The organism is Paenibacillus sp. Lou8.1 (genome assembly GCF_024213565.1).
In the GTDB taxonomy this organism is placed as follows: Bacteria; Bacillota; Bacilli; order Paenibacillales; family Paenibacillaceae; genus Paenibacillus; species Paenibacillus polymyxa_B.
The window spans coordinates 211572-236388 of record NZ_JANAVN010000008.1 but is presented as its reverse complement, the minus strand read 5'-3'; the positions used below and the strand labels follow the sequence as shown (position 1 = coordinate 236388).

The window sequence follows — 24817 nt, the reverse complement described above, 5'->3', positions numbered from 1 at the left end:
GACCGTCATCTGCTCTTAGGTTGGATTAAGCGTTCAATACTTTTTCAAACTTGGTTTTGTTCATACCGGAAATACGTTCTTCCCCGATCAAAGTCAATGGAACGGCACGAATGCCCATATCCCAAACCTCTTGTGCAAAAGCTTCATTGGTTTCAATGTTGCGTTCTTCGTACTCTACGCCTTTTTCACTCAAATAGCTTTTTACTTGACGGCAATGCGGGCAGTTTGTAGATGTGTATACTATTGCTTTTTTCATGAATATCACCTCATCATTTATTTTGTTACAACATATTTATTCATATTTCCAAGGATCATTACAGGGCCAGTGCGCTGTGCTCCAAGCTTTCGATGTACTTCTCGCTGTCCATAGCAGCCATGCAGCCACTACCTGCTGCGGTAATCGCTTGTCTGTAGCGAGTATCCTGTACGTCACCACAAGCGAATACGCCAGGCACGTTTGTTTCGGAAGTACCCGGATTTACGACGATATAACCGTTCGCATCCGTTGTAATTTGCCCCTCGAGGAAGCCTGTATTCGGATGATGACCAATCGCCACGAACACGCCGCTAACTGTAATAACTTCCTCTTCACCTGTTGCATTATTCAGCACTTTCAAGCCAGTGACTCCGTTCTCGTCCGCAATCACTTCTACAGGAGTACGATTAAGCGCCCATTCAATTTTGTTGTTCGCACGAGCACGATCCTGCATAATTTTGGAGGCGCGCATTTCTTCACGACGATGCACCAATGTCACTTTGGAGGCAAATCGAGTCAGGAAATTGGCTTCTTCCAAGGCAGAGTCTCCACCGCCGATGACAACAATTTCTTTGCCACGGAAAAAGAAGCCGTCGCATGTTGCGCAAGTGCTTACGCCACGTCCGATATTATCCTGTTCACCGGGAATACCCAGATATTTGGCAGTCGCCCCTGTGGAAATAATCAGCGTATCAGTAACCAGTTCACCCAAACCTTCTACATCCAATGTAAATGGACGAGCCGTTGTGTCTACTTTGTTTACCCAGCCTGTGCGGAATTCAGCGCCAAAACGCTCCGCTTGCTTACGCATATTATCCATCAAATCGGGTCCCATGATTCCTTCAGGAAAACCTGGGAAATTTTCGACTTCCGTAGTCGTAGTTAATTGTCCGCCTGGCTGTGGTCCTTCGATCACCAGTGGGCTCATGTTAGCGCGTGCCAGATAAATTGCAGCGGTCAAACCGGCAGGGCCGGTACCTATAATAATGGACTTGTACATATCTTGGTTCCTCCTAAAATATCATAAGTATTATATAACGAGTTTTCGGCACCGGGCGCTGGGCAGCTGCATATACTCTAAAAGTAATTCCACCAGAAGCTTATCCCAAAATGTGGACACCCGGATATTGCAAAAACGAATCACTTGTTTTGTAGCTTCTTATGACTTAGACTGATTCTAAATCCTAATTTCATTATGCGGAAATAGCTGTAAACAGTCAAATGAAGTTTTCATGAAGCGAAGTATAAAGATAAATCAGGTATGGAGGGATTATCCCCATTATGAATGACGTTTTTTTAGGTAGCTTTATTTCTGCCCTGTCCACTGGACTCGGCGCCGTGCCCATACTGTTTATGCGCAATATCACGCATCGGCTTCGCGATGTTCTGTTGGCTTATGCCGCAGGAATTATGACCTCTGCATCCGTGTATAACCTCATTCCCGAAGCAATCCAGCATTCTAATTGGTTCGTGCTGACTGCGGGAATCCTGCTCGGCTGTCTCGTATTACTGGTGATGGAAATGTACATTCCCCATGCGGATTTGGAGGACCCAGACTCCAAGACGTTTCAACTGGAGTCCAAATCTTTTCTCATTATCGCAGCTATTACATTGCACAATTTGCCAGAAGGACTCTCTGTTGGGGTCAGCTATGCAAGTGAAACTCAAAATCTCGGCAATCTGATCGCCTTCTCTATCGGCCTGCAAAATGCCCCGGAAGGCTTTATCGTAGCGTTGTTTCTTGTGAATCAAAATATCGGCCGTTTCAAGGCCTTGGGCATTGCTACCCTCACCGGAGCCGTGGAAATCATTACGAGTCTGATCGGGTTTTATTTGAGCAGCTGGGTGAACGGACTGGTACCTTACGGCCTTGCTTTTGCCGCCGGAGCCATGATGTTTATTGTCTACAAGGAATTGATTCCCGAGAGTCACGGGGATGGCAACCAGCGGATCGCCACATTTTCTTTTATTCTCGGCTTAATTACGATGATTGGGCTAACCGAATGGCTATAGCCGAACAACACAAAAAGGCTGCCGTCTGCCTGTAATCCAGACAGATAAGCAGCCTTTTTAGTATGTTCACATGGAGATACCTCATTTTTTTTGGTTCATGGAGCGCAGTGCTTCACGATACTGCTCGTCCTCACTTTTGTGAGTCTCCTTCTCTCCCTTGGATATTTGGGAACGTCCATCCTTTTCTTCGTCCTTCCTGGCAAAACCACGTAAAGCCGCACGATAATCCTGATCTCCGTAAGCATCCTTGATGTTCTCGCGATCCTTTTCTACCTTCTTATCCGTCTGGATATCAGGCACCTTGTGTTGTTCCTCCGCATGACGTTCTTCGACGTCGATATCCTTATGCGGCATCTCTCGCGTAGAATCTATCCTTTCACGTGCCTCGGGTTCCACCTGTACAGGATAAGGACGTTTGCTTCTTTGACGTGACTCCTCTTCCGTGGGGCGAGTTTTGGGAGAGGATTTGCGCGTCATCTTTGTATTAAATACCAGCAAAAAAATAAAGGCAACCGCAGCTACTACGATAAAAGCAATGGTCATCGGTAGCCTCCTATTCTCTTTCAGCGCTACGGTACCGTCCCGCTATCTCAGCGACCCGTTTGCCCAAAGAACGACCTAGTGCAAGATCATCACCCGTTGGAAGATTAGGCAGACCATTGGGGTCTGTCTCCACTGGACATGTTACCCCTACGCCGTAATAGGAGCCGTATAATGCATTTTCCGTAATATTAGCGGGCAGTCCTACAATAATCATGCCTTGATGAAGCATCGGAGTAATCAAATTCAGAAGCGTAGATTCCAATCCACCATGAACGGTAGCTGTTGTGCAAAACACAGCGCCGATTTTATCCATCAGCTTGCCCTGCGCCCACAGATACCCCAGCTTATCAATCCAGCTTTTCAGACCGCTGCTGATGGTACCAAAATGGCCCGGGCAACCCCATATAATGGCATCCACACTCACTAGCTCATTCACATCGGCCTCATTCACATGCTTTAACAACACTTCCGTATGCTCAAGGTGTGCTCCTTCTGCGATCGAGCGAGCGAGACGTTCGGTATGCCCATTTTCACTGTCATATACAATCATGATTCTGGTCGTCATTATGCGCATCATCCTTTGTCAGCAAAATCATCTTTTTCGCATGCGCTCTTAACCTTGCCCAAAACCCATCTGAATATTATGAATCGTTTGACGCATACTTTGAAAATCCAAAAACTAGGGAGGCATGTAAACATGAATTCACGCGCCATATTAGTCAACCTGCTAGTTATTATCATTATTCTGGCAGGTGGTGGAGCCGCCGCCTATTACTACAATCAATCCGCCAACTACATAAAAACCGATAATGCCCAAGTGAGCGGACAAGCAGTTACCGTTGCCTCTCCAGGCGCTGGCAAACTCACTGGCTGGAATGCTGAAGTTGGTAAGACCTACACCGCTGGAAGCACGCTTGGTAGTGTAGAAGGAGGCGGAAGCCGAATTAGCGTTACGATTCCAACCGATGGTACCATCGTACAGCAATCTGCAGTCAACAACTCGATTGTTGGGGCAGGCACACCCTTAGCGAAGGCTTTTGATCTAAACAATTTATGGATTACCGCCAATATTGACGAAACGGCTGTACAAGATCTTCAAGTAGGACAGACGGTAGATGTATATATTGATGCTTACCCGGATACGTCCCTGAGCGGTAAACTCGAAAAGATCGGCCTGGCGACCGCATCAACTTTTTCACTACTGCCCACTTCTAACACCACTGCCAACTATACCAAGGTGACACAGGTCGTGCCTGTCAATATTTCCATTCAAGGTTACAAGGGGCTGGGTATTATCCCGGGAATGAGTGCGACCATCAGAGTTCACAAGTAGGAGGCTGTCATGGATCAAAAAATGTCCGTCGGACGTATTCTGTCCGTGCTGCTGCTAGGCGCCTTCATTTCGATTTTGAATCAAACGCTGCTCAACGTGGCCATTCCACATTTGATGAATGACTTCAATGTGTCTGCCACAACCGTTCAATGGCTATCCACCGGATATATGCTAACCAACGGGATTTTGATTCCTATCACTGCTTTTCTGATTGAGTCATTCGGAACACGTGCGCTATTCATCTCCGCGATGGGGTTATTTACTGCCGGGTCTGTCGTCTGTGCTACCAGTACCGGCTTTGCTCCTATGCTGGTTGGACGCGTTATTCAGGCCAGCGGAGCGGGCATTATCATGCCTGTGGTCATGAACGTGTTCCTGACTGTGTTTCCCCCCGAAAAACGAGGCGCTGCTATGGGGACCATGGGGATTGCCATGATGTTTGCCCCGGCGGTTGGACCGACTTTATCCGGTTGGATTGTGGAGCACTATAGTTGGAGACTGCTATTTTTGCTGGTGATTCCGTTGGCAATCATTGATATTCTGTTTGCCATACGCTGGCTAAAAAATGTATCCAAGCTAACGAAACCGAACTTTGATCTGTTGGGAACCATCTTTTCCACACTGGGCTTTGGCTTCCTACTGTATGGCTTTAGTTCAGCTGGAGACAAGGGCTGGGACAGCAATACGGTAATACTTACACTCGCTGCCGGGGTTGTGTTTATTGTATTGTTTATCGTGCGTGAGCTGAACATGATACAACCGATGCTGGAGTTCCGTGTGTTTAAATATGATATTTTTACCGTATCGACCTTAGTTGGGGCTACCGTCAACATGACGATGTTTGGCGGGATGCTGCTGCTACCGATCTATTTGCAAAATATACGCGGCTTTACGCCGCTGCAATCCGGTCTGCTGCTGTTACCGGGTGCACTGCTGATGGGTGTGATGTCACCGATATCAGGGGCAGTATTTGACCGTATAGGCGCAAGGCCGTTGGCGATCATTGGACTGATCATTACAGCAGTCACAACCTGGGAGTTCAGTCTGCTGACCGATGCCACCACCTACGGACATATTATGATCATCTATACGATTCGCAGCTTCGGAATGTCATTGCTGATGATGTCCGTCCAGACGGAAGGGCTAAACCAGCTACCTGCCCATCTCGGTAGCCACGGTACAGCCATGTCCAACACAGTACGGCAAATTGCCGGGTCTATTGGTACCGCTTGGCTCATTACTGTAATGAGCAGCCGAACGACAATTCATGTAGCGGATTATGCGAATGTCGCTACCACCGCCAATGTTCCTTTAACCGAAGGGGTAGCACAGTTGGGACAAACCCTCGCGCAAACGGCGGGCATTTCAACAGAAAGTGGTTCATCGTTGGCGCTACAACAGGTATACCGAAGTGCCGTTACAGAATCAACGATCCATGGTATTAATGATGCCTTTATCATTGCTACAGGGATTGCACTAGCGGGGCTATTGTTTTCCTTGTTCTTACGACGATCTACGCCGCGCCGAAGATAGACGTACAGCGTTGCGAGGCTGCAAAAGAAGGAGCATTCACCCCCTTGGATTTTAAGAGGTATGAATGCTCCTTCCTGTTTGTCATCTTGTAATTATTAGTCCTATGACCGCAATAAGCGCAGACCATTCAAAATGACCAGTATTGTGCTGCCTTCATGCCCAATAACCCCAAATGGCAAGGCTATATCCTGCACAAAGTTGCTGATCACAAGCAGCAAAATGACACTTACCGCGAAGACCATATTTTGTTTGACCACCCGCTGCGCCTTGCGCGCCAGTGCTATCGTCGGAGCGATCTCCTCGATTCCATCATTCATCAGTACCACGTCTGCGACCTCTAGCGCTGCTCCGCTGCCATGCATCCCCATGCCTAGTCCTACGGTTGCTGCTGTCAACGCAGGAGCGTCGTTCACACCGTCGCCGACCATGACGACATGCCCGTACTGCTCCCGCAGCATGCGAATATGGCTGACTTTGTCCTCCGGCATTAAGCCAGCATATACAGCGTCGACTCCGGCCTGCTCCGCGATCACAGCGGCCGTTTCTGGACGGTCTCCGGTTAACATGACAACCCTGATACCCTGCGCTTGCAGGCGTTTCACGGACTCTTGAGCCTGCGGACGCAACTCATCGCGTAGTGCCAGCATTCCAGCAATCCGATCATCCGCGAGGATGATGGATACGGTTTTGCCCTCAGCTTCCAGCCGGGCCCGACTCTCCATCCACTCTGGCTCTGCCAGAGGACTAGGTCCATCCAGCACATCTGTGCGACCGATTTTCCATTTCACCCCGCCTATGATGCCTTCCATTCCCCATCCGGTGAGTGCCTGCACTTGCTCGGTTGGGAGAGGATCTCTCTGTCCCAATTTAGCTTCGGCTTTGGCTACAATCGCTCGCGCCAGCGGATGCAAAGAATAACTTTCAATTGTGGCGACAATGTGCAATAGCTCATCGGCATCGTATTCTGCGGCGGTAATCCAATCCGTGACGACAGGTGACCCCATCGTTAACGTACCTGTTTTGTCAAAAGCAACAACAGAAGTCAATGCCATATTCTCTACATGTGCTCCACCTTTGAACAGAATGCCCCGTCGGGCACGGTTGGAGATGGCCGATAGCATCACTGGCATAATGGATGACACGAGCGCACAGGGTGAGGCCACGACGAGGAACACCATAGCCTTATAGAACGCTGCTGCCCACGTCCAGCCTAATGCGATGGGTGCACCGACAATGACGATCAGCGTGACAGCAACAACAATTCGAGCGTACACCGATTCGAACGTTTTAATAAACCGCTGGGAATCAGGAACTTCGGTCTGAGCCTCTTCCACCATACGAATGATTTTTGAAAATAAAGTGTCCTCCGAGGACTGACTAACCTCTACATATAGCACGCCTTCTCCATTAATGGTGCCCGCATATACTTCGTCACCTTCCACCTTATTTACCGGAACAGACTCCCCGGTAATAGATGCCTGATTCACTGCCGAAACGCCCTTGGAGATTCGGCCGTCCGCCGGAATCAGTTCGCCCGGCTTCACCAGCAGCAGGTCGCCTGGCAACAGCTGTTCAATGCCGACTGTTTCCATCCCCTCACGAGATAAGCGCAAAGCCGTTTCCGGCTTCAACGCCATAAGCTCAGAAATATCCTTACTACTACGCTCGGTGGTATAGCTCTCCAGCGCACCGCTGAGTGCAAAAATAAAGATCAGCATGGCTCCTTCATTCCAATAGCCTATGGCCGCAGCTCCTAGGGAGGCAGCGATCATGAGTAGATTAACATCCAGATCATGTTCTCGAATCAGTGTTTCGACCCCTTCTCTGGCTTTGGACCAGCCCCCAAGGGCATAGGACACTACATACAGAATGACCGATAGCCATTGCCACCAATGTGAGACTCCCCATGCCATCAGCATCAGCAATCCACTACCTAGAGCAGCTTGCATCTCCTTATTTTTCAGCATGCTTTTAAGCTGAAATTGCGGCTTGCGATTCGGACCGGGTCGTCCGCTACCACTGTTTTTTGAAAGGGTTCGGTTAGAGGGAGACAATGTATCTTGTAATCGTTGAGTAGCTTGCATCATGTCACGTTCCTTTCCATATTTTGTTCCTTGTACTAGCATTTCATTGAGAATGATATCCATTGTTAAGTGCCCTAAAATAGCACATGCTGCTTCGGGAAGTCCGAAGCAGCATGTTTGACAATGAGAATGATAATCATTTTTGCATCTATACAATTATTTTGGATTAGCGAAACTTTTGTTTTATTATATACCTTTTCTTTTCCACTTGTAAACCAGCAATGGCCTAAATAAAAAAAGATACCCGCGCCACCGCAGGTATCCTCCATATTTAAAGCATCCTATTCAGGATTTGCAAAATTCGATTCCAGTCGCTCCAAAGTGCAATATATAGACGAACTAGACCATTTCGATCTATATATTGTTCATTGAAAGTCGCTTATTGGATTTTTGCAAAATCCTCTATTACAAGAATTCCGGTTATCTTCAGGCTAAAGGAAACTTCCACGCATGTGATTGTGTGCAGTTCCTGAAGTGTGCTGACGATCTGCGGGCTGTTGCAGTCCCAGACGCGCAGCCGCAAGGCGTACAGTGGGAACCGCTGTGTCCGGGCAAATGACCCCCGTCAGCTCATTCTCCCAGATCGAAATCCTATCCAGAGAATGGTTAATTTCATCTATTGCTACCCATAAAGGAAGCTCAGACTTTACACGTCGAACAGCCTCCATTATGCATTTTATCGTATCACTATTGTTCTCATGACCATCGACACCGGATGGAATCAACTGATCCTCAGCCCTAATGTCATCGGATGGAGTTGGTATGACTTCTAAAATGACCGTATCGGCAAAACGTGCCAGATCTGCAGCTTGAGCCACCTGCTTGATCTGTCGTGCGCTCACTTCGGACATGTTATTGGAATTGGCTGGCTCCCCCGACCGTGCAGCTTGCCTGTTCCCTGTTTGGCTTACGTTAGGCACCAAAGACGGGTCAACTGTCAAAAGCACGCCTACCCGATATGGAATGCACCGAAGACGCCCGCATAAAGTCTGCTCTGCAACGCCGTCAATCCAGTCTCGCGCTGCCCGGAATTCGTCCACGTCAGCCGGATTGCGCACTATAATCTCCAGCTTGGGTTCTCCCCCCTGCCGCACGCTCCGCAACGCCGCACGCAGCAATGCCTCCAGCTGCATATCTTGCAAGCTTCCAATACCCACTGCATTGTTCTGCTCAATTAGGGCTATAGAGAGTGGTGATCCGTTCAAAGACTCGAATAAGCTTTCATATTGTGTTTCCAGCAAACTGATAATTCGACGGGACAAATGCTCACACAATCCAGGCAGGCCAGATGCCTGGTTAAAGGTTTTGTACGTGTCAGATGCACGTGAACCGGGAATAAGGATGGGATCAGGCTCCCCGTCAGGGGCATGAATCGTCTGTCCAGACTCTGCTACGTCCAGATAGGCATAGCATAGTTTCCCTACACGGCCAGATGCCTGTGACAAGGGACCATGCAGAAGACTATAACCGTCATAACTGCCTATTTCCGATGCTGTCTCTGTGCCAATACGACTCAAACTTGCAGGAGCATCGGCATAAATCCGTATGGAGGTGCGCCTGTATTCATCGCTCCATTTTAGGAGTGTGCGCACTGCTTGCCCAATATCGTTGCCGTTATTCAGCATCGTTTCCCCAAGTAATTCCGGATTCGCAGCCATCAAAGCCTCTGCTCGACTGATTACGCCCTGCTCAGCTAAACCAACCAGCCAGCCCAACGGATCTTCCTCCTGCGTAGCAGATGCTTCATGGCTGCCTGCCTTTAGCGTCTCCATAGCCAACCTCTGTGCAGCAGCCTCCATACCCGGCTCTGGAACTTTGAGATCCCGGCTATTTTTGCCACCCAACAGCTCTGCGAATACATGCATCAGTTTAGCCTCCATGCTATTAATCCATCCTTTCTTCCGTCAGCAAGTTGGCACACACGAATTCGAGTACCCCTCCAAATAAAGAAAACGCTTACTCATTATGGAGCAACCGAATCTTACATGGGCCTTACTTGTAAAGCCCCTACCTTAACGTATTAGGCACGCCACACATTTATACATTTCGGCACAACTACCCTACATCCCAAAATAAATCTCTATCCTGCTGGTACAAGACCACTCGAAAAAGGAACCTATAAAATAAACACCCCCGGTTTTCACAGGATGCCTATACATCCGATGCTAACCCAGAGGTGTTTATTTTTACTCGTAAGAACGAACCTTCAATACACGCATCACATTCAATACAGCTAGCAATGTTACACCTACATCGGAAAATACAGCCTCCCACATCGTAGCAATACCGAATGCTCCCAGCGTAAGAAAAACCGCTTTGACAACTAGCGCAAATATAATGTTTTGCCATACGATACGACGTGTGCGCTTGGCGATATGGATCGCCGTAACCAGCCTTGAAGGCTCGTCGTTCATAATTACGATATCTGCCGCCTCAATCGCAGCATCCGATCCCAAACCGCCCATCGCTACACCGACATCTGCCAGCGCCAGTACGGGTGTATCATTAATCCCATCGCCTACGAACAAAATTTTGTCGCTCGTTTTTTTACTTGCAGACAACTGCTCGATGGCTTCGGCTTTGTGCTGAGGTAACAGTTCTGCCCGTACTTCATCCAAACCCAACTGTCGTCCTACGGCCTCGGCAACAGTCCGATTGTCACCCGTCAGCATGATGGTTTTCAACACACCCAACTTTTTCAGTGAAGCAACCGTTTGGGCTGCGTCTTCCTTAACCTCATCTGAAATCAGAATGCACCCGGCATACGTTCCGTCTACAGCCACATGTACGACCGTTCCTTCATCCAGCGTCCCTGCTTGCTGCGCCACGTTAAAAGCCACATGCTCCCGCTCCATCAGCTTGGCGTTCCCGGCTGATACCAGACGACCATCAATTTGTGCCTGAATCCCGTGACCGGATATTTCACTATATTGCTGAACCCGTTCTGCTCTGAGTTCTTTACCGTAGGATTCACGCAGAGAAGCAGCAATAGGATGTGTGGAATGCAGCTCAGCCAAAGCGACGGTTTCGAGCAGGGTTTCGTTTGTAAAATCTCCGGCAGGATAAATCCCTGTTACACGGAAAACACCTTTGGTGAGTGTGCCTGTTTTATCAAAAACAGCGTATTTCACATGATTCAGAGCTTCAAGATAGTTCCCGCCCTTGATCAGGACACCTGAACGGGAGGCTGCCCCAATTCCCCCAAAGAAGCCCAGTGGAATGGATACTACCAGCGCACAAGGACAAGAAATAACGAGGAAAACAAGCGCACGGTATACCCAATCTGCAAAATGTGCACCCGGCACAACAAGCGGTGGAACAACCGCCAACAACAGCGCTACAATAACCACTACTGGAGTATAGTATCTGGAAAATTTCGTGATAAACTTTTCAGTCGGCGCTTTTTTGGCACTCGCATTTTGCACTAATTCCAAAATTTTCGAGACCGCCGATTCACTAAATTCTTTGCTAACCTCTACCGTTAGAAGTCCGTTCGTATTGATAAACCCACTCAACACGTTGCTTCCCGGCTCTACGGTACGAGGCACGGATTCACCAGTCAACGCAGAGGTATCCACATGCGATTTACCATCTATAACCTTACCATCCAGCGGGATCTTCTCGCCCGGCTTAATTACAATCAAATCCCCAATGCGAACGTCTTCTGGGGACACTCTCCGTACGGACTCAGCCGTCTTCAGGTTGGCATAGTCCGGTCTAATATCCATCAGATCACTGATGGATTTACGTGAACGGTTAACTGCAATGCCTTGAAACAGTTCTCCGATTTGATAAAAGAACATGACAGCTACGCCTTCCGGGTATTCCCCAATCGCAAATGCACCAACAGTAGCCAGCGTCATCAGGAAGTATTCGTCAAAGGCCATTCCACGTACCAAACTGCGTGCAGCCTGCAAGACAACATCACCGCCAACGATGATATATGCCAGTAAAAATAGGGCCAACTTGCCTACACCTTCGACAGGTAACCACCAGGCAACAGCCGCAACGACCGCACCAATAGCCAAACGCGCAATCATGCGGCGCATACCGTCCGTACCGTGATCATGCGTATGCCCAGCGTGGCTATCATCTCCATGCGAATGTGAATGAGTGTGGGTAGCTTCACCATGTTCGTGCTCTGCATGGTGGTTGTGATGCTCGTGTGCATGATCCCCGTGGTCGTGTCCATCGTGCGTATGGGCTTGCTTGCCATGTGCTCCATGATGATGACCAGCGTGGCTGTGAGAAGCATGTTGCCCGACCTCGTGTGTATGCCCTTCACCTTCACCATGATGCTCATGACCGCATGCACAACCATCTGTGCAGTCTGGCTGTACTGCACCAGCATTGCTTCGGCTGTCTTCACGCAGGCGTCCACGAGCATTTTTTACAACCATTCGAACATGCGGCTCAAGTCTGTGGACCTTCCGTTCGGCTTGACGAAATATCTCTTCTTTTTGATCCGAACTTGTGGTCATCGTCAACGTTTTCGTAACAAAATTGACCGAGCAATCCATGACCCCTTCTATTTTACTGACTCCATTTTCAATCTTGAGAGCACAGTTGGCGCAATCCAAACCTTCCAAAATCCATTCATGCCGTTCCGTTCTTTTTAGAGCATCCATAGTCATTGGCCTCCAATTAACTATATATGAGCAACTGTTCATATATTATTTGTTAAGGCCATTATATTCAGGATCAGGGTCAAAAGTCAATGACTCTAGCCCTTTTTAACAAAAAAATCGACTTCAACGGACGAACGCCAAAAGAGCGCCAATCGCTTGGCGCCCTCTGTTGTTTTATCCCAAAATTATTGATGTGATATGTGCTGATGGGTTTGCAAAAAGATCTGCTCCACATGATTATCATCCAGTGAATAAAACACCGTCTTGCCTTCTTTGCGTCGTTTGACAATACGCAGATTGCGCAAATAACGAAGCTGGTGGGATACCGCAGATTGTCCCATGTTCAACACCTGGGTCAGATCATGAACACACAGTTCTTTTTGTGCCAGGGCATAAATCAGCTTGATTCGTGTCGGGTCACCCAGTGCTTTGAACAGCTCCGACATTTTGTATGCGATGGAATCCTCAACAAGGGAAGATTTTATGCGCTCAATTTCCTGATCTGAACCGTGACAAGCCGGCTCGCAATCCAAAGCTTCCGTTTCAGAATTCATCCTTTTCACCCCGTGTATTTCGACTTGATGCTCCTATTATAGCAAATTCGTAGAGTTTACGAATAGCTTATATTACAGCTTGCCCTGTAACAGAAAACTTCCAAGTCACAATGCTTGCCTAACACTATAGCTTTACACTACTTAGAGCCTAATAAAGCTTAATTCAACGTTTTTAATACTTCATCACTGTAAGGAATAATTTCATCTATTTGTTGATCACGTAACTTCACCGCAAACGCTGGATCAACCAGCAAAGCACGCCCAACCGCAACCAGATCAGCTTCCTCTCGTTCTACTTGCCCCACGAGTTGTTCTAATCTTGTCTCTACATTACTGGATTGATCGGTTTGACGATTATTATTTTCAAAATCACTCAAAAAGGCCTTCTCTAAACCAATCGAGCCCACAGTAATCACTGGCTTGCCTGTTATCTTTTTGGTCCAAGCTGCCAAATTTAGATCAGACCCTTCAAATTCCGGTTCCCAAAAACGGCGGCTTGAGCAATGGAATACATCCACCCCGGCCTTCACTAATGGAGTGAGAAACTGTTCAAGTTCCTGTGGTGTTTGGGCCAGCTTTTCTTCATAATGGTACATCTTCCACTGGGAGAATCGCAATACAATTGGGAAATTCGGCCCTACTGCACGACGACAAGCCTCAATGACCTCCACCGCAAACCGAGTACGCTGGACCAAGTTGCCTCCGTATTGGTCGGTGCGCTTATTGGTTTTGTCCCAGAAAAATTGATCGATTAAATAGCCATGAGCTCCATGAAGCTCAATGCCGTCAAAACCCACTCGCTGGGCATCGGCAGCGGCCTGTGCATAAGCTGAAATAATATTCGCAATCTCAGCCTCCGTCAATGGCTCAACCACCTTTTCGCCGGCGGGAGAGATACCGGACGGACCGACAGGCAATGCCTCGGGATTCGGTTGATTATCTGCACCTATTTTACGGGCCGTACCCACATGCCAGAGCTGCGGTATAATCTTGCCACCTACCGCATGAACCTCCTCAACTACCTTGGCCCACCCCTTTAATCCCTCACCATAAAAATTAGGAATGCTTGTTTGCTCCACAGCTGCGGGATGATTAATAGCAGTTCCCTCTGTAATAATCAATCCAACTGCATTTTCCGCACGGCGACGATAATACGCGGCCACATCAGGCCCTGGGATACCTTGAGGAGAAAAATTTCGTGTCATTGGCGCCATAACAATCCGATTGGGAAGAGATAAATTACCTAACTTAAAAGGTTTAAACAGTAATTCTGTGTTCATTACTTTTTCCTCCGCTCTCCACTAGTATTATCGTTTTCACTCTACTGTTATACAATTCCATTTTACACATATGTAAACTTGAGTTCAAGAAGCCACAGTTTTTATTTTAATAAGCTACACAAAAAAAGAAGAAGCGGCTCTAAGTCCGCTTCTTCTTTCCTAATTCGTTTGTACTTGAGTGATTTTGCAAAAATCCTACTTATTAGTGTGCTACCATGTTGTATTCCATAATCCATACAGAACCACCAACAACGGTCAACAGGATAACTACCCCGAAAATCAAAGTCATGACATTCCAGCGTGGTCCATTGCTCTCACGAATGTGCATGAAGAAGAAAAGCTGAACCAGAAATTGCAGCACTGCCGCGGCTAAAATAACAACCATGGTCGAAGTGCGGCTCAACATATGATTCATAACCACACCGAGAGGAATGATGGTCAGTACGATGGACAGAATAAACCCGATAACATAGGATTTCACTGAACCGTGAGAATCATCATGACCATGCGAACCCGCTCCTGTTTGATGCTGTGCCATCTACATCACCCCCATCAAATAGACGACTGTCAGCAAGAAGATCCAGACAGCGTCCAAAAAGTGCCAGTACAAGCTCAATGCCGAAACTTTCCCCTTCGTCTCTGGTGTAAGCCCGCGTTTTTTCAACTGGAACATGAGTCCAATCATCCAAACCAGACCTAACGAAACGTGAAGTCCGTGCGTTCCGACTAAAGTGAAGAATGCCGACAAGAACGCACTGGTTCCAAAATTGGCTCCTTCGTGTACCAACTCAACAAACTCGTAAACCTCAAAACCGATAAAGCCAAGACCTAGGATCGCCGTCACGATTAACCAGTTAATTAATCCCTTCATGCTTCCTTTGTTCATGGCCAACACAGCCAGACCACTTGTGAAGCTGCTCGTGAGCAAGAGGAACGTTTCAATAATAACGCCCGTCATGTTAAACAGCTCTGCGCCACCCGGTCCTCCGGCTGTGTTGTTCCGAAGGACGACGAAGGTTGCGAACAAGGTACTGAACAGGATTACGTCCGTTACGAGGAAGATCCAAAAACCAAGCATCTTCAATTCTTGCGGATCGTGATGCCCGTGGTCATGATCATGGCTTTGGTGTGCTGCTGCTTGTGCCATTATACAGACCCCCTTATTGCCGCTTCCGTGCGTTTTACTTCATCCGCAGGGATATAGTAGTCGCCATCATAGGAGAAGAACGAACGGCAAATCATACAAATTGCCACACCGATCAGCCCTGGAATATAGAAGAACGACCATCCGAATACGAACCCGAAACCTGCAATGAAAAAGAATACCGACATAATGAATGGAATCGCCGAGTTCTTCGGCATATGAATCGCTTCAATTGGCGGTTGCTTTCTGAAAATACCTTTTGCACGTTGGTCTTTTTCTGCCCACCAGTCATCACGTTCTTCTACTTGTGGAATGGTAGCAAAATTGTATTCTGGTGCAGGTGAAGGAATCGACCATTCCAACGTATGACCACCCCAAGGGTCGCCTGTTGTATCCTTCAGCTTACGGTAATTCTTGATGCCCAGAAGAATTTGAAGAACCTGGAACAAGAAACCAATCCCCATCAAGAATGCCCCAACGGTCGAAACGAGGTTAAGCGGCTGCCAGCCGGTATCCCAGCCGTAAGTGCTCAGACGACGCGTCATACCCATCAGACCGAGAGAATATTGCGGAATAAAACATACATAGAAACCGATGTTCCAGAACCAGAAAGCCCATTTACCAGGCGTTTCAGGCAATGTGAAACCGAACATTTTAGGCCACCAATAGTACAGACCTGCCAAGTAACCGAACACTACACCACCAATCAGAGCGGAGTGAAAGTGAGCGATCAGGAAGTAACTGTTATGGAACTGGAAGTCAGCAGGCGCTACAGACAACATGACGCCTGTCAAACCAGCAATCAAGAAGTTCGGAATAAAAGCAATTGACCACATCATAGGAGTCTTGAATGTAATCTTACCCCGATACATCGTGAACAGCCAGTTAAATACTTTAACCCCTGTCGGTATTGCGATAACCATCGTCGAAATCGCAAAGAATGCATTAACATCTGCGCCTGATCCCATCGTGAAGAAGTGATGCGCCCAGGTGAAGAAGGACAAGATCGCAATAATGAACATGGCGTAAACCATGGACTTGTATCCAAACAATTTCTTTTTGGAGAATACGCTGATAACCTCGGAATAAATACCGAAGGCAGGCAAAACTACAATGTATACCTCAGGGTGACCCCACATCCAGATCAAGTTGATATACATCATTGGGTTACCGCCGAAATCAAGCGTAAAGAAGTGTCCTCCTCCGAAGCGGTCAAGGAACAGCAATGCCAAAGTAACCGTCAGAATCGGGAATGCGAAAATGATAATAACACATGACGAAAATACGGACCACGTAAAGACAGGCATTTTCATCCAAGTCATACCAGGTGCACGCATTTTAATAATGGTCACAATAAAGTTGATACCCGTAGCCAATGAACCTATACCCGAAATCTGAATACCCCAGATATAGAAGTTCTGACCGACGCCAGGACTAAATTGCAGTTCTGAAAGCGGTGGATAACTCAACCAACCTGCGTCTGGCGAACCACCGATCACGAAGGACAGGTTGAACAACATCGCTCCCATAAAGAAAAGCCAGAAGCTCAATGCGTTCAGGAAAGGAAACGCAACGTCGCGCGCACCAATTTGAAGGGGTACGGCGATATTAAACAAACCAAACATCAACGGCATCGCCATAAACAGGATCATGATCGTGCCATGAGTTGTGAAAATCTGGTTGTAATGCTCAGGATGCAGAAGTGTAACATCCGGTGTAGCCAGTTGAACACGCATCAATAATGCATCCACGCCTCCGCGGAATAACATTAAGATGGCCGCAAGAATATACATAATACCGACTTTTTTATGGTCAACAGTAGTCAACCAGTTTTTCCAAAGCCAGCCCCATTTTTTGAAATAAGTGAGCACAAACACGATCCCGATCGTCGCTAATGCGATGGAGACGTCCGCTCCATAGATCATTGGGTCTCCAGTAACGAAGAAAGTGGATGCAAACTCTTTTATTTTGTCAAGCATTGGGGGCCTCCTTCCCTATAATCATTTAATTGTGTCCGCTCATATTCATATGACTCATGTCCATTGCCGCATGATCTTCTGTGCCGGACTGAGAAGAACCTTCTGTGGATGTAGCTTCACCATGTCCAGCATGTGGGTTAGAAGCGCCCTCCACTACATACTTGTTAACAATGTCTTTGAACAAGCCATCTGGAATCGAAGAATACTCATCAGGCTGGGACAAACCTGGTTTTGCAAGCGCCAAATAGCCGTCTTTCGTCAGCGGCTTAGACTGCTTTTTGATGTCAGCGACCCAGTTTTTATACTCTTCATCCGACTGGACTTCTACATCAAAACGCATTTGTCCAAAATGCTCACCGCTAAAGTTTGCACCCGAACCAAAGTAAGTTCCTTCGTGATCGGCCTGCAAATGCAGTTTCATAGCCATGCCTGACATGGTGTAGATTTGTCCGCCCAATTGCGGAATCCAGAATGAGTTCATCGGGGCGTCAGCAGTCAGTTCAAAACGGACTGGAACACCTTTAGGAATGTGAACTTGGTTAACTGTAGCTATACCTTCCTCTGGGTACATAAAGAGCCATTTCCAGTCCAGTGAAGTCACTTGAATGGTTACTGGCTTTTGCGTACTTGCCAACGGCTTGGAAGGCTCCAGCAAGTAGGTATATCTTGCAGTAATGACAGCAATAATACAGATAACGATAATTGGGATAGCCCACCATGTGGTCTCCAGCTTTTTGCTGTCATCCCAGTGGGGTTGATACTTCACCTTGTTTGTCGGTGTATCACGATACCGCCAAATGATGAAGAAAGTCAAAATCATGACCGGTACAATTATTAGCGCAGACAATGCCGTTGTAAGAATGATCAGCTCTTTTTGTGCTTGCCCAACGGGTCCTTTCGGATCGAAAACAACGTATTTTCCGCCAGCATAAAAACACGTCCAAATGAGCAATGCTACCGTGAGCACGGTCAAAACCAACGCAATAATCGCTTTTGGTTTTTTGTTCATGTTGTTCCCCTCTCCTTAAATAATAAATTACTCAAAACTTTACGAACTCCTGTAATGTTGCCCCTATATAAGATAGCAGAAAAGTGGCCACTTTTTTTATTGTTAACAGAATTGTCGATTATTTGTCCGTTTTTTGTGAAAAACATCTCTAAAAATAAAATTTCTCTTGCAAATTCAAAATTTCTTATTAATACAAAGATGACATAATAAATACGTTATTTGTGTATCTTAAAGAAGTTATATTAAAGAAAAAAGCGGGACTCCTTACAGTTATCATCCTACACTGCTCGAAGCCCCACATTGTTGTTTTCGGCATATATTTGCTTTAAATCATTTTTAAATTGTATTAACTGCGGCCGTTTTCCTGGTCTTCCTTCTTGCGGGCAATGACAAATGATTTCCCAACTAGAAAAATAAAAATCCCGGCAACAACGCAGCCAATGCCTGTCATTAAATATATATTCCGATCAGTTAAATTACCTATATCAAGCAAAATAAGGATAATACCTGCAATACAGGCGATCCAAGCGATAACAGATACCGTCCGGCTCATTTGCCCGTCAGTTGATCCTGATTTCCTAAAATTTGCAGCCATACCCTTCACTCCCTTCGGTCTAAAATAATTTTTAACGCCCTCGTCTGGTATTTTTGTCAGTATGCACATATCTTGCTTCTTTATTCCCTTTGGTCTCTACATACCTAAAACAACCCTCTGCATATCTTGACTATTATTACCCCGGAAGACCCAGTGTTCAAACAAAAGGGAGTGAAGACAGGTCTATCTTTGCTATATTTTTAAATCGCTCTTCGTTTATCGTTTAACGTCTGGTCTCCAACCAGTTATTACTTACTACATTTCGATACCAATAGTAACTTTCCTTCGGGGTGCGGACCTGTGTGCGGAAATCGACATGAATCATGCCAAATCTCATATTATATCCCTCTGCCCACTCAAAATTGTCCATAAGTGACCATGCCATATATCCTTTGACATGAAGGCCGTCATGAATAGCCCGGTGTACCTGCACCAAATGCTGCTGCATATACGAAATACGACGGTCATCCTGAACCTTGCCATTCACGACATCATCGTTGATGCAAGCCCCATTCTCTGTGATATAAATATCGAGGTTACCGTATTTTTGCAAATAATGCAGTACCTCGTACAGCCCACGCGACTCCACTGGCCAACCGATATCCGTTACAGGTAGCCCCATATTGATTTCTTCAGATTGAAGAAACCCGGCTTCAGGATTAAAACGATTAACTGACATAGCATAGTAATTGATACCGATCATATCAATAGGCTCGCCGATAATATCCATATCCCCATCCTGAATAGGCACGGTGGCTCCCTGCTCCGCAAACCAGTCTACCAAAAACTGAGGATACGAGCCTTGATAAATAGGTTGAAGAAACCAGTCACTGTGCAGGGAAATAGTGCGCGCACAAGCGGCTTTATCTTCCTCAGATGTGCTGTAAGGAACAGCCCAGGAGACATTGGGAGCGATACCGATCTGGCCACTGGTGCCCAGCTCGCGGAAACGGCGCACAGAAAGACCATGCGCAACTAGCAAATGATGTCCTACATCAATGGCTGTCTGAAGATTTGTCAGACCCGGGGCATGAACACCCAGCATATTAGATAAAAAGGCGATGCACCATGGTTCATTGAATGTTAGCCAATGGTGTATTTTACCGTGAAACTCGCGGAACATCGTTTCTGCAAACTGAACAAACGCTTGAATCGTGCGACGATTCTCCCATCCTCCAGCATCCTGAAGCGCTTGAGGCAGATCCCAATGGTACAGTGTACAAAACGGTTCAATCCCATTTTCGTTCAACAAATCGACTACGCGATGATAATAGTCCAATCCTTCTTGATTGACTTCACCATCACCATTGGGAAATATACGCGGCCAGGACACTGAAAAACGGTATGTACGAATGCCCAGTTCCTTCATTAGGCGGATATCTTCCTCGTAGCGATGATAGCTGTCACAAGCTACATTGCCGTTATCACCGTTGAATACTTTGCCAGGCGTATGGGCAAAGGTATCCCAGATCGACAAACCTCTCCCATCCTCCTCATAAGCTCCCTCGATTTGATAGGCTGCCGTCGCGGTCCCCCACATAAAGTCCTGCGGAAATTGAAAAATGGTCATATTATCTCTTCCTCTCCTTCAATTATAATCGTATGTTGGTTCGTTATTTCCTGCTCTTTGGTAAAAATCCATGACAAAATGAATCCTCCATGCTCAGGATCAGGCAGAGCCTGACGAGCATCTGTGCTAAACGGATGTGAATAGCGAATCGTGCAGCTTCCCGTCTGGACAGACGCGGTGAATTCAGCACGGATGAGCCTGGAACCAGACCATTCCATGCCGACCGTCATCCCGCCATGTCCCTTCAATCCACTGACTCGTCCCTCCGACCATGCCGTTGGCAAGGCAGGCAGTAACGTCAGCTCTCCCGGACGGCTTTGTAGCAGCATTTCTGCAATCCCCGCCGTCGCACCAAAATTACCGTCGATCTGAAAAGGCGGGTGAGCGTCGAATAAATTAGGATAGGTTGATCGCGACAGCAACGTGCGAACATACCGATGTGCGGCGTCGCCATCTTCCAGCCGAGCGTACAGGTTAATCAACCAGGCACAGCTCCATCCGGTATGCCCACCACCGTGATCAAGCCGTCGACGCAGCGATATGCGGGCTGCCTCAGCCAGCTCCGGGGTATCACGGATGTGAATTTGTCGACCGGGATATAACCCATATAGATGCGAAACATGTCGATGCCCAGGCTCCGCTTCCTCAAAATCGATAAACCATTCCTGTAACTGGCCGTGACGTCCGATTTGATAGGGCATTAACCGTGCCCGTGTCTCCTCGCAGCGGTTGCGGAATTCATCGTCTAATTCCAGCAGGTCCGCAGCTTGAATGCAGTTATCCAACAGCTCCCGAATCAGCGTCATATCCATGGTGGAGCCCATAGAGATACTGCAATCCTCGCCGTCCGGCGTTTTGAATTTATTTTCTGGTGATGTAGATGGGCATGTCACAAGCCGACCCTCCGGGCCTTCCACGAGCCAGTCCATGCAAAAGGTTGCCGCCCCCTTCATGAGTGGATAAGCTTGTTCTGCCAAATAGGCTGTATCCAGGGTAAACAGATAGCGCTCCCATAGGTGAGCAGTGAGCCATACACCCCCAAGCGGCCAAAACGCCCAACTGGCATGGCCCCCTGAAGGTCCGGCGTATCTCCACACATCTACATTGTGATGAGCTGCCCACCCTTGAGCACCATAATGGATGGAGGCTACCCTCCGTCCCGTACGAGCCACTTCTCCAATCATGTGCAGCAATGGTTCATGGCACTCGGCAAGATTGCATACCTCTGCGGGCCAATAGTTCATCTGCGCATTGATATTGGTTGTATAATTACTATTCCACGGCGGCTGCACCCGGTCATTCCAGATGCCCTGAAGATTGGCAGGCTGACTCCCCGGACGCGAGCTGCCCATGAGCAAATAGCGGCCATACTGAAATAACAGCACCTCCAGCTCCAGATCGGCCTGACCTTTCTGATAACGTTCCAATCGCAGATCTGTCGGTAGAACGGAGTCGTCGGTTAGAGTATCACCTCTCAGTTCTAATACAACGCGGTCAAACAGCTTTCGGTGATCCTGTTCATGGCGTTGCCACACCTGCTCACTTCCCAGCGAAATTGCTTCGTCTAAAATGACTTGACATGCTTCTGCTGATTCCGTTGCATCACTATTCGGCATAGCGTGAAATCCCTGAAATCCGGTAGCAGCTGCCAAATACACCGTGATTTTATCCGCGCCCGAGATGATCAGTGCTCCATCAGCACCCGTCGTCAAGGTTCCTCCCTCGGGAATAACCCTCGCCTGAACTGCAAAAGCCATCCCCAAATCATTTTCATAAACGACAGACCGTGGATGATCGCCGCGATAATTAGATTCCACATGACTGGGCGCTCGTCCAGTCAACGTAATAAAGTCCCTGATCGGCTCATCGGATGGATCGTTATTATCGCTATCCCATTTGGATGAATCACCAAAATGTGCATCCTCTCCAACCTCGTCTTCACAAAGATGGGGGGAAGTGATGCGCACAGATGCATGGATCTTCCCAAGCTTATTCGCAGTCAGTGACACCATCATGATTCCATCTGGCGCACTGGCGATAACTTCACGGGTATAGCGGACTCCATCACTTTGAAAAGTGACCGCTGCCGTTCCAGTCAGCAAATCCAGTTCCCGTTCATAATGCACAATTTCCCCTAGGCCCTCCTGCGTAATCCACAAATCTCCCAAAGGCTGATAGGCTTCCGTATCGCGACCTAGCATATTCGCATTAATCAGTTGTTCCGCTTCCTTGTATTTTCCATCTGCAATCAGCTTTCTGACAGGCTGCAAATATCGCAAAGCATCATACTGAACGCCGTCTCTGGGAAACCCGGACCAGAGCGTATCCTCGTTTAATTGCAAATGCTCCTCTCTGATTCCGCCAAATACCATAGCTCCCAGCCTTCCATTGCCGACTGGCAATGCTTCCTCCCATACCTCAGCAGGCTGGCGATACCATAAACGCAGGGACTGTGGTCTTTTGCCTTTCGTCACATCAAACCCTCCCCCATCAAGATGAAACAGAGCGCTAATCCCGTATGGACCATAAGGACAAGCGCTCTGTCATTCCGGCATTCAAAATTTCGTTAAAAGCAGTCAGCTATTTAGAAGCCTTACCGCTCCATAACTCCACTCTGTCCTTTACCAGTTGCGTGTATTGCTGTTCCATTTGGACAGCTCCGGCGGCATCCAGTTCTTTAATCATGTTGTCGTATACCGTATCAAAATTGGAAGCTGGTGCTAAAATAGCTTCGGGTATACGTTTGCGGATAATGTCTGTCGTTTTTTTGAATGTAACGTTATAGTTGGATTCATTGTCTGTTGTCAGGTTATAGGCTGCGCCCCAAGGCTTTACATCAAATTCTTTCTTGTCCGGGAACAGATCTTTCCACGTTTTTACGCCATACGCTTTAAGCGATTCTTTCTCTGGCTTCGAATAAGCCGCGATAATTTGCTCCGGGAATTTGGCAGTATAGTAGTTGCCTGTAGGGTCCTTCACGCCGTCACCATAGTGTCCACTGATGAGCGTGTACAAATCTATACCCGTGGATTTGTTGAAGTTGGTTGTATTGTTCGTTTTTTGCTCCAGTACATCAGCCGGAATGACGCGTTTGCCGTCTTTGATCTCATAATGCTTGCCCTCGATCCCCCAGTTCACTAGCACCTGTCCTTCATCAGAAGCTAAATAATCAAGGAATTTAATAGCCCGCACCGGGTCCTTGCAATTTTCCGTAATCCCTACACCATAACCGGACGCGAAGCCCGTATCCTGAAAGGAGCTATCCTTGTATTTCTCCGAAAGTGTAACTGGAAAATGCGCGTAGCTGGAATCGGCCTTGCCTGAAGCTTTTAACGTATTTTCGGCATCCTGATACCCCCACTCCTGATCAATTAGACCGAGGACACGGCCGCTGGCAATTTTGGATTTGTATTGATCACTTTTTTGCACAAACGAATCTTTATCGAGCAGCCCTTCATTGTACATGTGGTTCAACCAACGGAAATATTCCTTTTCTTCAGGACGTTTGTAATGAAGCTTCGCTTCAAATGTTTTGGGATCAATAAAATATTCACCATCATCTGGCGCTCCAGTCGTCTGGAAGGCAGGATTCGTTACGGTAATCATAATTCTCCAGTCGTCTGCATCCAGCGTGAGTGGGATCGTTTTTTTGCCATTGATCGTTGGGTGCTTGGCTGTATAGGTTTTGAGTACGTTTTCATAATCCTGTAGCGTTCTTACCTTTGGATATCCTAACTCCTTGAGCACCTTATGCTGAATTTCAAATCCGCCCGTCGCGTCAAAACTCTCCTGTCCCACACCTGCATATGTAGGAAGGACATAGATGGATTGATCTTTATTACTGTATTTCAAACGATCCATATAGGGTCCATATAGCTTTTTGAGATTGGGTGCGTGATCGTTGATCAGATCTGTCAGATCAATCATGGCCCCCGCATCCACAAGCTTGTTAATATTCGCTTTAGGAGAAACCAAGTCCGGGTATTCTCCACTTGCTGCCATCAAAGCAATTCGGTCATCTCCACCTCCACCGCTGACATCAAATTCCGCATTCAAGGTTACACCTGTTTTCTTGGTGATTTCCTTGCCTATTTCATCCTTCATTCCATTCCATTGTGGGCTTGTATCTGCTCCGAAGAAGCTAAACGTAATCGGGTCTGTGCCGCTAGACGTGCCTTCCTTCGCTGCTTTATCGCTTCCTCCACAACCTGCGAGTGCGGTAAGAGACACCGCGAGCAAGGGAATCAGTGCAAATCTGGACCAGTGTTTGTTCATGTATAAATCCTCCTATATTCC

20 protein-coding genes are annotated in these 24817 nt (G+C 47.4%); 3 read left to right on the top strand and 17 right to left on the bottom strand.

From position 1 onward, the window contains the following. Positions 1-25: 25 nt before the first annotated feature. Positions 26-256 carry a glutaredoxin family protein gene (locus NLX78_RS13590; RefSeq protein ID WP_254350683.1) on the bottom strand — a complete coding sequence of 77 codons (231 nt, stop codon included), beginning with the start codon at positions 254-256 and terminating at the stop codon, positions 26-28. 58 nt (positions 257-314) lie between these two features. Continuing rightward, on the bottom strand, positions 315-1256 hold the full coding sequence (gene trxB / locus NLX78_RS13585) for a thioredoxin-disulfide reductase (RefSeq protein WP_013311969.1): 942 nt from the start codon (positions 1254-1256) through the stop codon (positions 315-317). A 281-nt stretch (positions 1257-1537) separates the two neighbouring features. On the opposite strand from trxB, the gene NLX78_RS13580 reads away from it, so the two are divergent. Then, positions 1538-2269, top strand: a complete 732-nt coding sequence (locus NLX78_RS13580; RefSeq protein ID WP_061828899.1) for a ZIP family metal transporter — start codon at positions 1538-1540, stop codon at positions 2267-2269. Positions 2270-2350: 81 nt separating this feature from the next. On the opposite strand, the gene NLX78_RS13575 is transcribed toward NLX78_RS13580, so the two are convergent. Further along, complete coding sequence (locus tag NLX78_RS13575; protein WP_235309936.1) at positions 2351-2812, bottom strand: hypothetical protein; 462 nt, start codon at positions 2810-2812, stop codon at positions 2351-2353. A gap of 10 nt (positions 2813-2822) precedes the next feature. Continuing rightward, positions 2823-3377: an NAD(P)H-dependent oxidoreductase gene (locus NLX78_RS13570; RefSeq protein WP_254350682.1), complete on the bottom strand. Its 555-nt coding sequence runs from the start codon at positions 3375-3377 to the stop codon at positions 2823-2825. Between the two features lie 132 nt (positions 3378-3509). On the opposite strand from NLX78_RS13570, the gene NLX78_RS13565 reads away from it, so the two are divergent. Next, on the top strand, positions 3510-4145 hold the full coding sequence (locus tag NLX78_RS13565; protein ID WP_103050342.1) for an HlyD family secretion protein: 636 nt from the start codon (positions 3510-3512) through the stop codon (positions 4143-4145). Between the two features lie 9 nt (positions 4146-4154). Then, positions 4155-5678, top strand: coding sequence for a DHA2 family efflux MFS transporter permease subunit (locus NLX78_RS13560; RefSeq protein ID WP_254350681.1), 1524 nt, complete (start codon positions 4155-4157; stop codon positions 5676-5678). Positions 5679-5779: 101 nt separating this feature from the next. On the opposite strand, the gene NLX78_RS13555 is transcribed toward NLX78_RS13560, so the two are convergent. From NLX78_RS13555 to NLX78_RS13495, 13 genes are all read right to left on the bottom strand, one after another. Further along, positions 5780-7762 carry a heavy metal translocating P-type ATPase gene (locus NLX78_RS13555; RefSeq protein WP_302057384.1) on the bottom strand — a complete coding sequence of 661 codons (1983 nt, stop codon included), beginning with the start codon at positions 7760-7762 and terminating at the stop codon, positions 5780-5782. Positions 7763-8193: 431 nt separating this feature from the next. After that, entirely contained in the window at positions 8194-9642 is a 1449-nt protein-coding gene (locus tag NLX78_RS13550; RefSeq protein ID WP_254350679.1) for a PEP-utilizing protein, read from the bottom strand. Positions 9643-9948: 306 nt separating this feature from the next. After that, a complete protein-coding gene (locus NLX78_RS13545; protein ID WP_254350678.1) occupies positions 9949-12390 on the bottom strand; it encodes a heavy metal translocating P-type ATPase in 2442 nt (813 codons plus the stop codon). 185 nt (positions 12391-12575) lie between these two features. Beyond that, complete coding sequence (locus tag NLX78_RS13540) at positions 12576-12944, bottom strand: ArsR/SmtB family transcription factor (RefSeq protein ID WP_007432172.1); 369 nt, start codon at positions 12942-12944, stop codon at positions 12576-12578. 158 nt (positions 12945-13102) lie between these two features. After that, positions 13103-14224 carry an NADH:flavin oxidoreductase gene (locus NLX78_RS13535; RefSeq protein WP_254350677.1) on the bottom strand — a complete coding sequence of 374 codons (1122 nt, stop codon included), beginning with the start codon at positions 14222-14224 and terminating at the stop codon, positions 13103-13105. Between the two features lie 202 nt (positions 14225-14426). Next, positions 14427-14762: a cytochrome o ubiquinol oxidase subunit IV gene (gene cyoD, locus NLX78_RS13530; RefSeq protein WP_013311980.1), complete on the bottom strand. Its 336-nt coding sequence runs from the start codon at positions 14760-14762 to the stop codon at positions 14427-14429. Continuing rightward, on the bottom strand, positions 14763-15371 hold the full coding sequence (cyoC, locus tag NLX78_RS13525) for a cytochrome o ubiquinol oxidase subunit III (RefSeq protein ID WP_023990327.1): 609 nt from the start codon (positions 15369-15371) through the stop codon (positions 14763-14765). Further along, a complete protein-coding gene (locus NLX78_RS13520) occupies positions 15371-17347 on the bottom strand; it encodes a cbb3-type cytochrome c oxidase subunit I (protein WP_235309930.1) in 1977 nt (658 codons plus the stop codon). The genes cyoC and NLX78_RS13520 overlap by 1 nt, the downstream gene beginning before the upstream one ends. Before the next feature lie 25 nt (positions 17348-17372). After that, positions 17373-18356 carry a ubiquinol oxidase subunit II gene (cyoA, locus tag NLX78_RS13515; protein WP_061828908.1) on the bottom strand — a complete coding sequence of 328 codons (984 nt, stop codon included), beginning with the start codon at positions 18354-18356 and terminating at the stop codon, positions 17373-17375. Positions 18357-18702: 346 nt separating this feature from the next. Continuing rightward, positions 18703-18951, bottom strand: coding sequence for a hypothetical protein (locus tag NLX78_RS13510; protein WP_061828909.1), 249 nt, complete (start codon positions 18949-18951; stop codon positions 18703-18705). 223 nt (positions 18952-19174) lie between these two features. After that, positions 19175-20521, bottom strand: coding sequence for a GH1 family beta-glucosidase (locus tag NLX78_RS13505; protein WP_025721514.1), 1347 nt, complete (start codon positions 20519-20521; stop codon positions 19175-19177). Beyond that, positions 20518-22995, bottom strand: coding sequence for a glycoside hydrolase family 95 protein (locus NLX78_RS13500; RefSeq protein ID WP_254350676.1), 2478 nt, complete (start codon positions 22993-22995; stop codon positions 20518-20520). The genes NLX78_RS13505 and NLX78_RS13500 overlap by 4 nt, the downstream gene beginning before the upstream one ends. A 106-nt stretch (positions 22996-23101) precedes the next feature. Further along, positions 23102-24796 (bottom strand): ABC transporter substrate-binding protein, encoded by a 1695-nt coding sequence (locus tag NLX78_RS13495; RefSeq protein ID WP_254350675.1) that lies wholly within the window; start codon positions 24794-24796, stop codon positions 23102-23104. Positions 24797-24817: the final 21 nt, after the last annotated feature.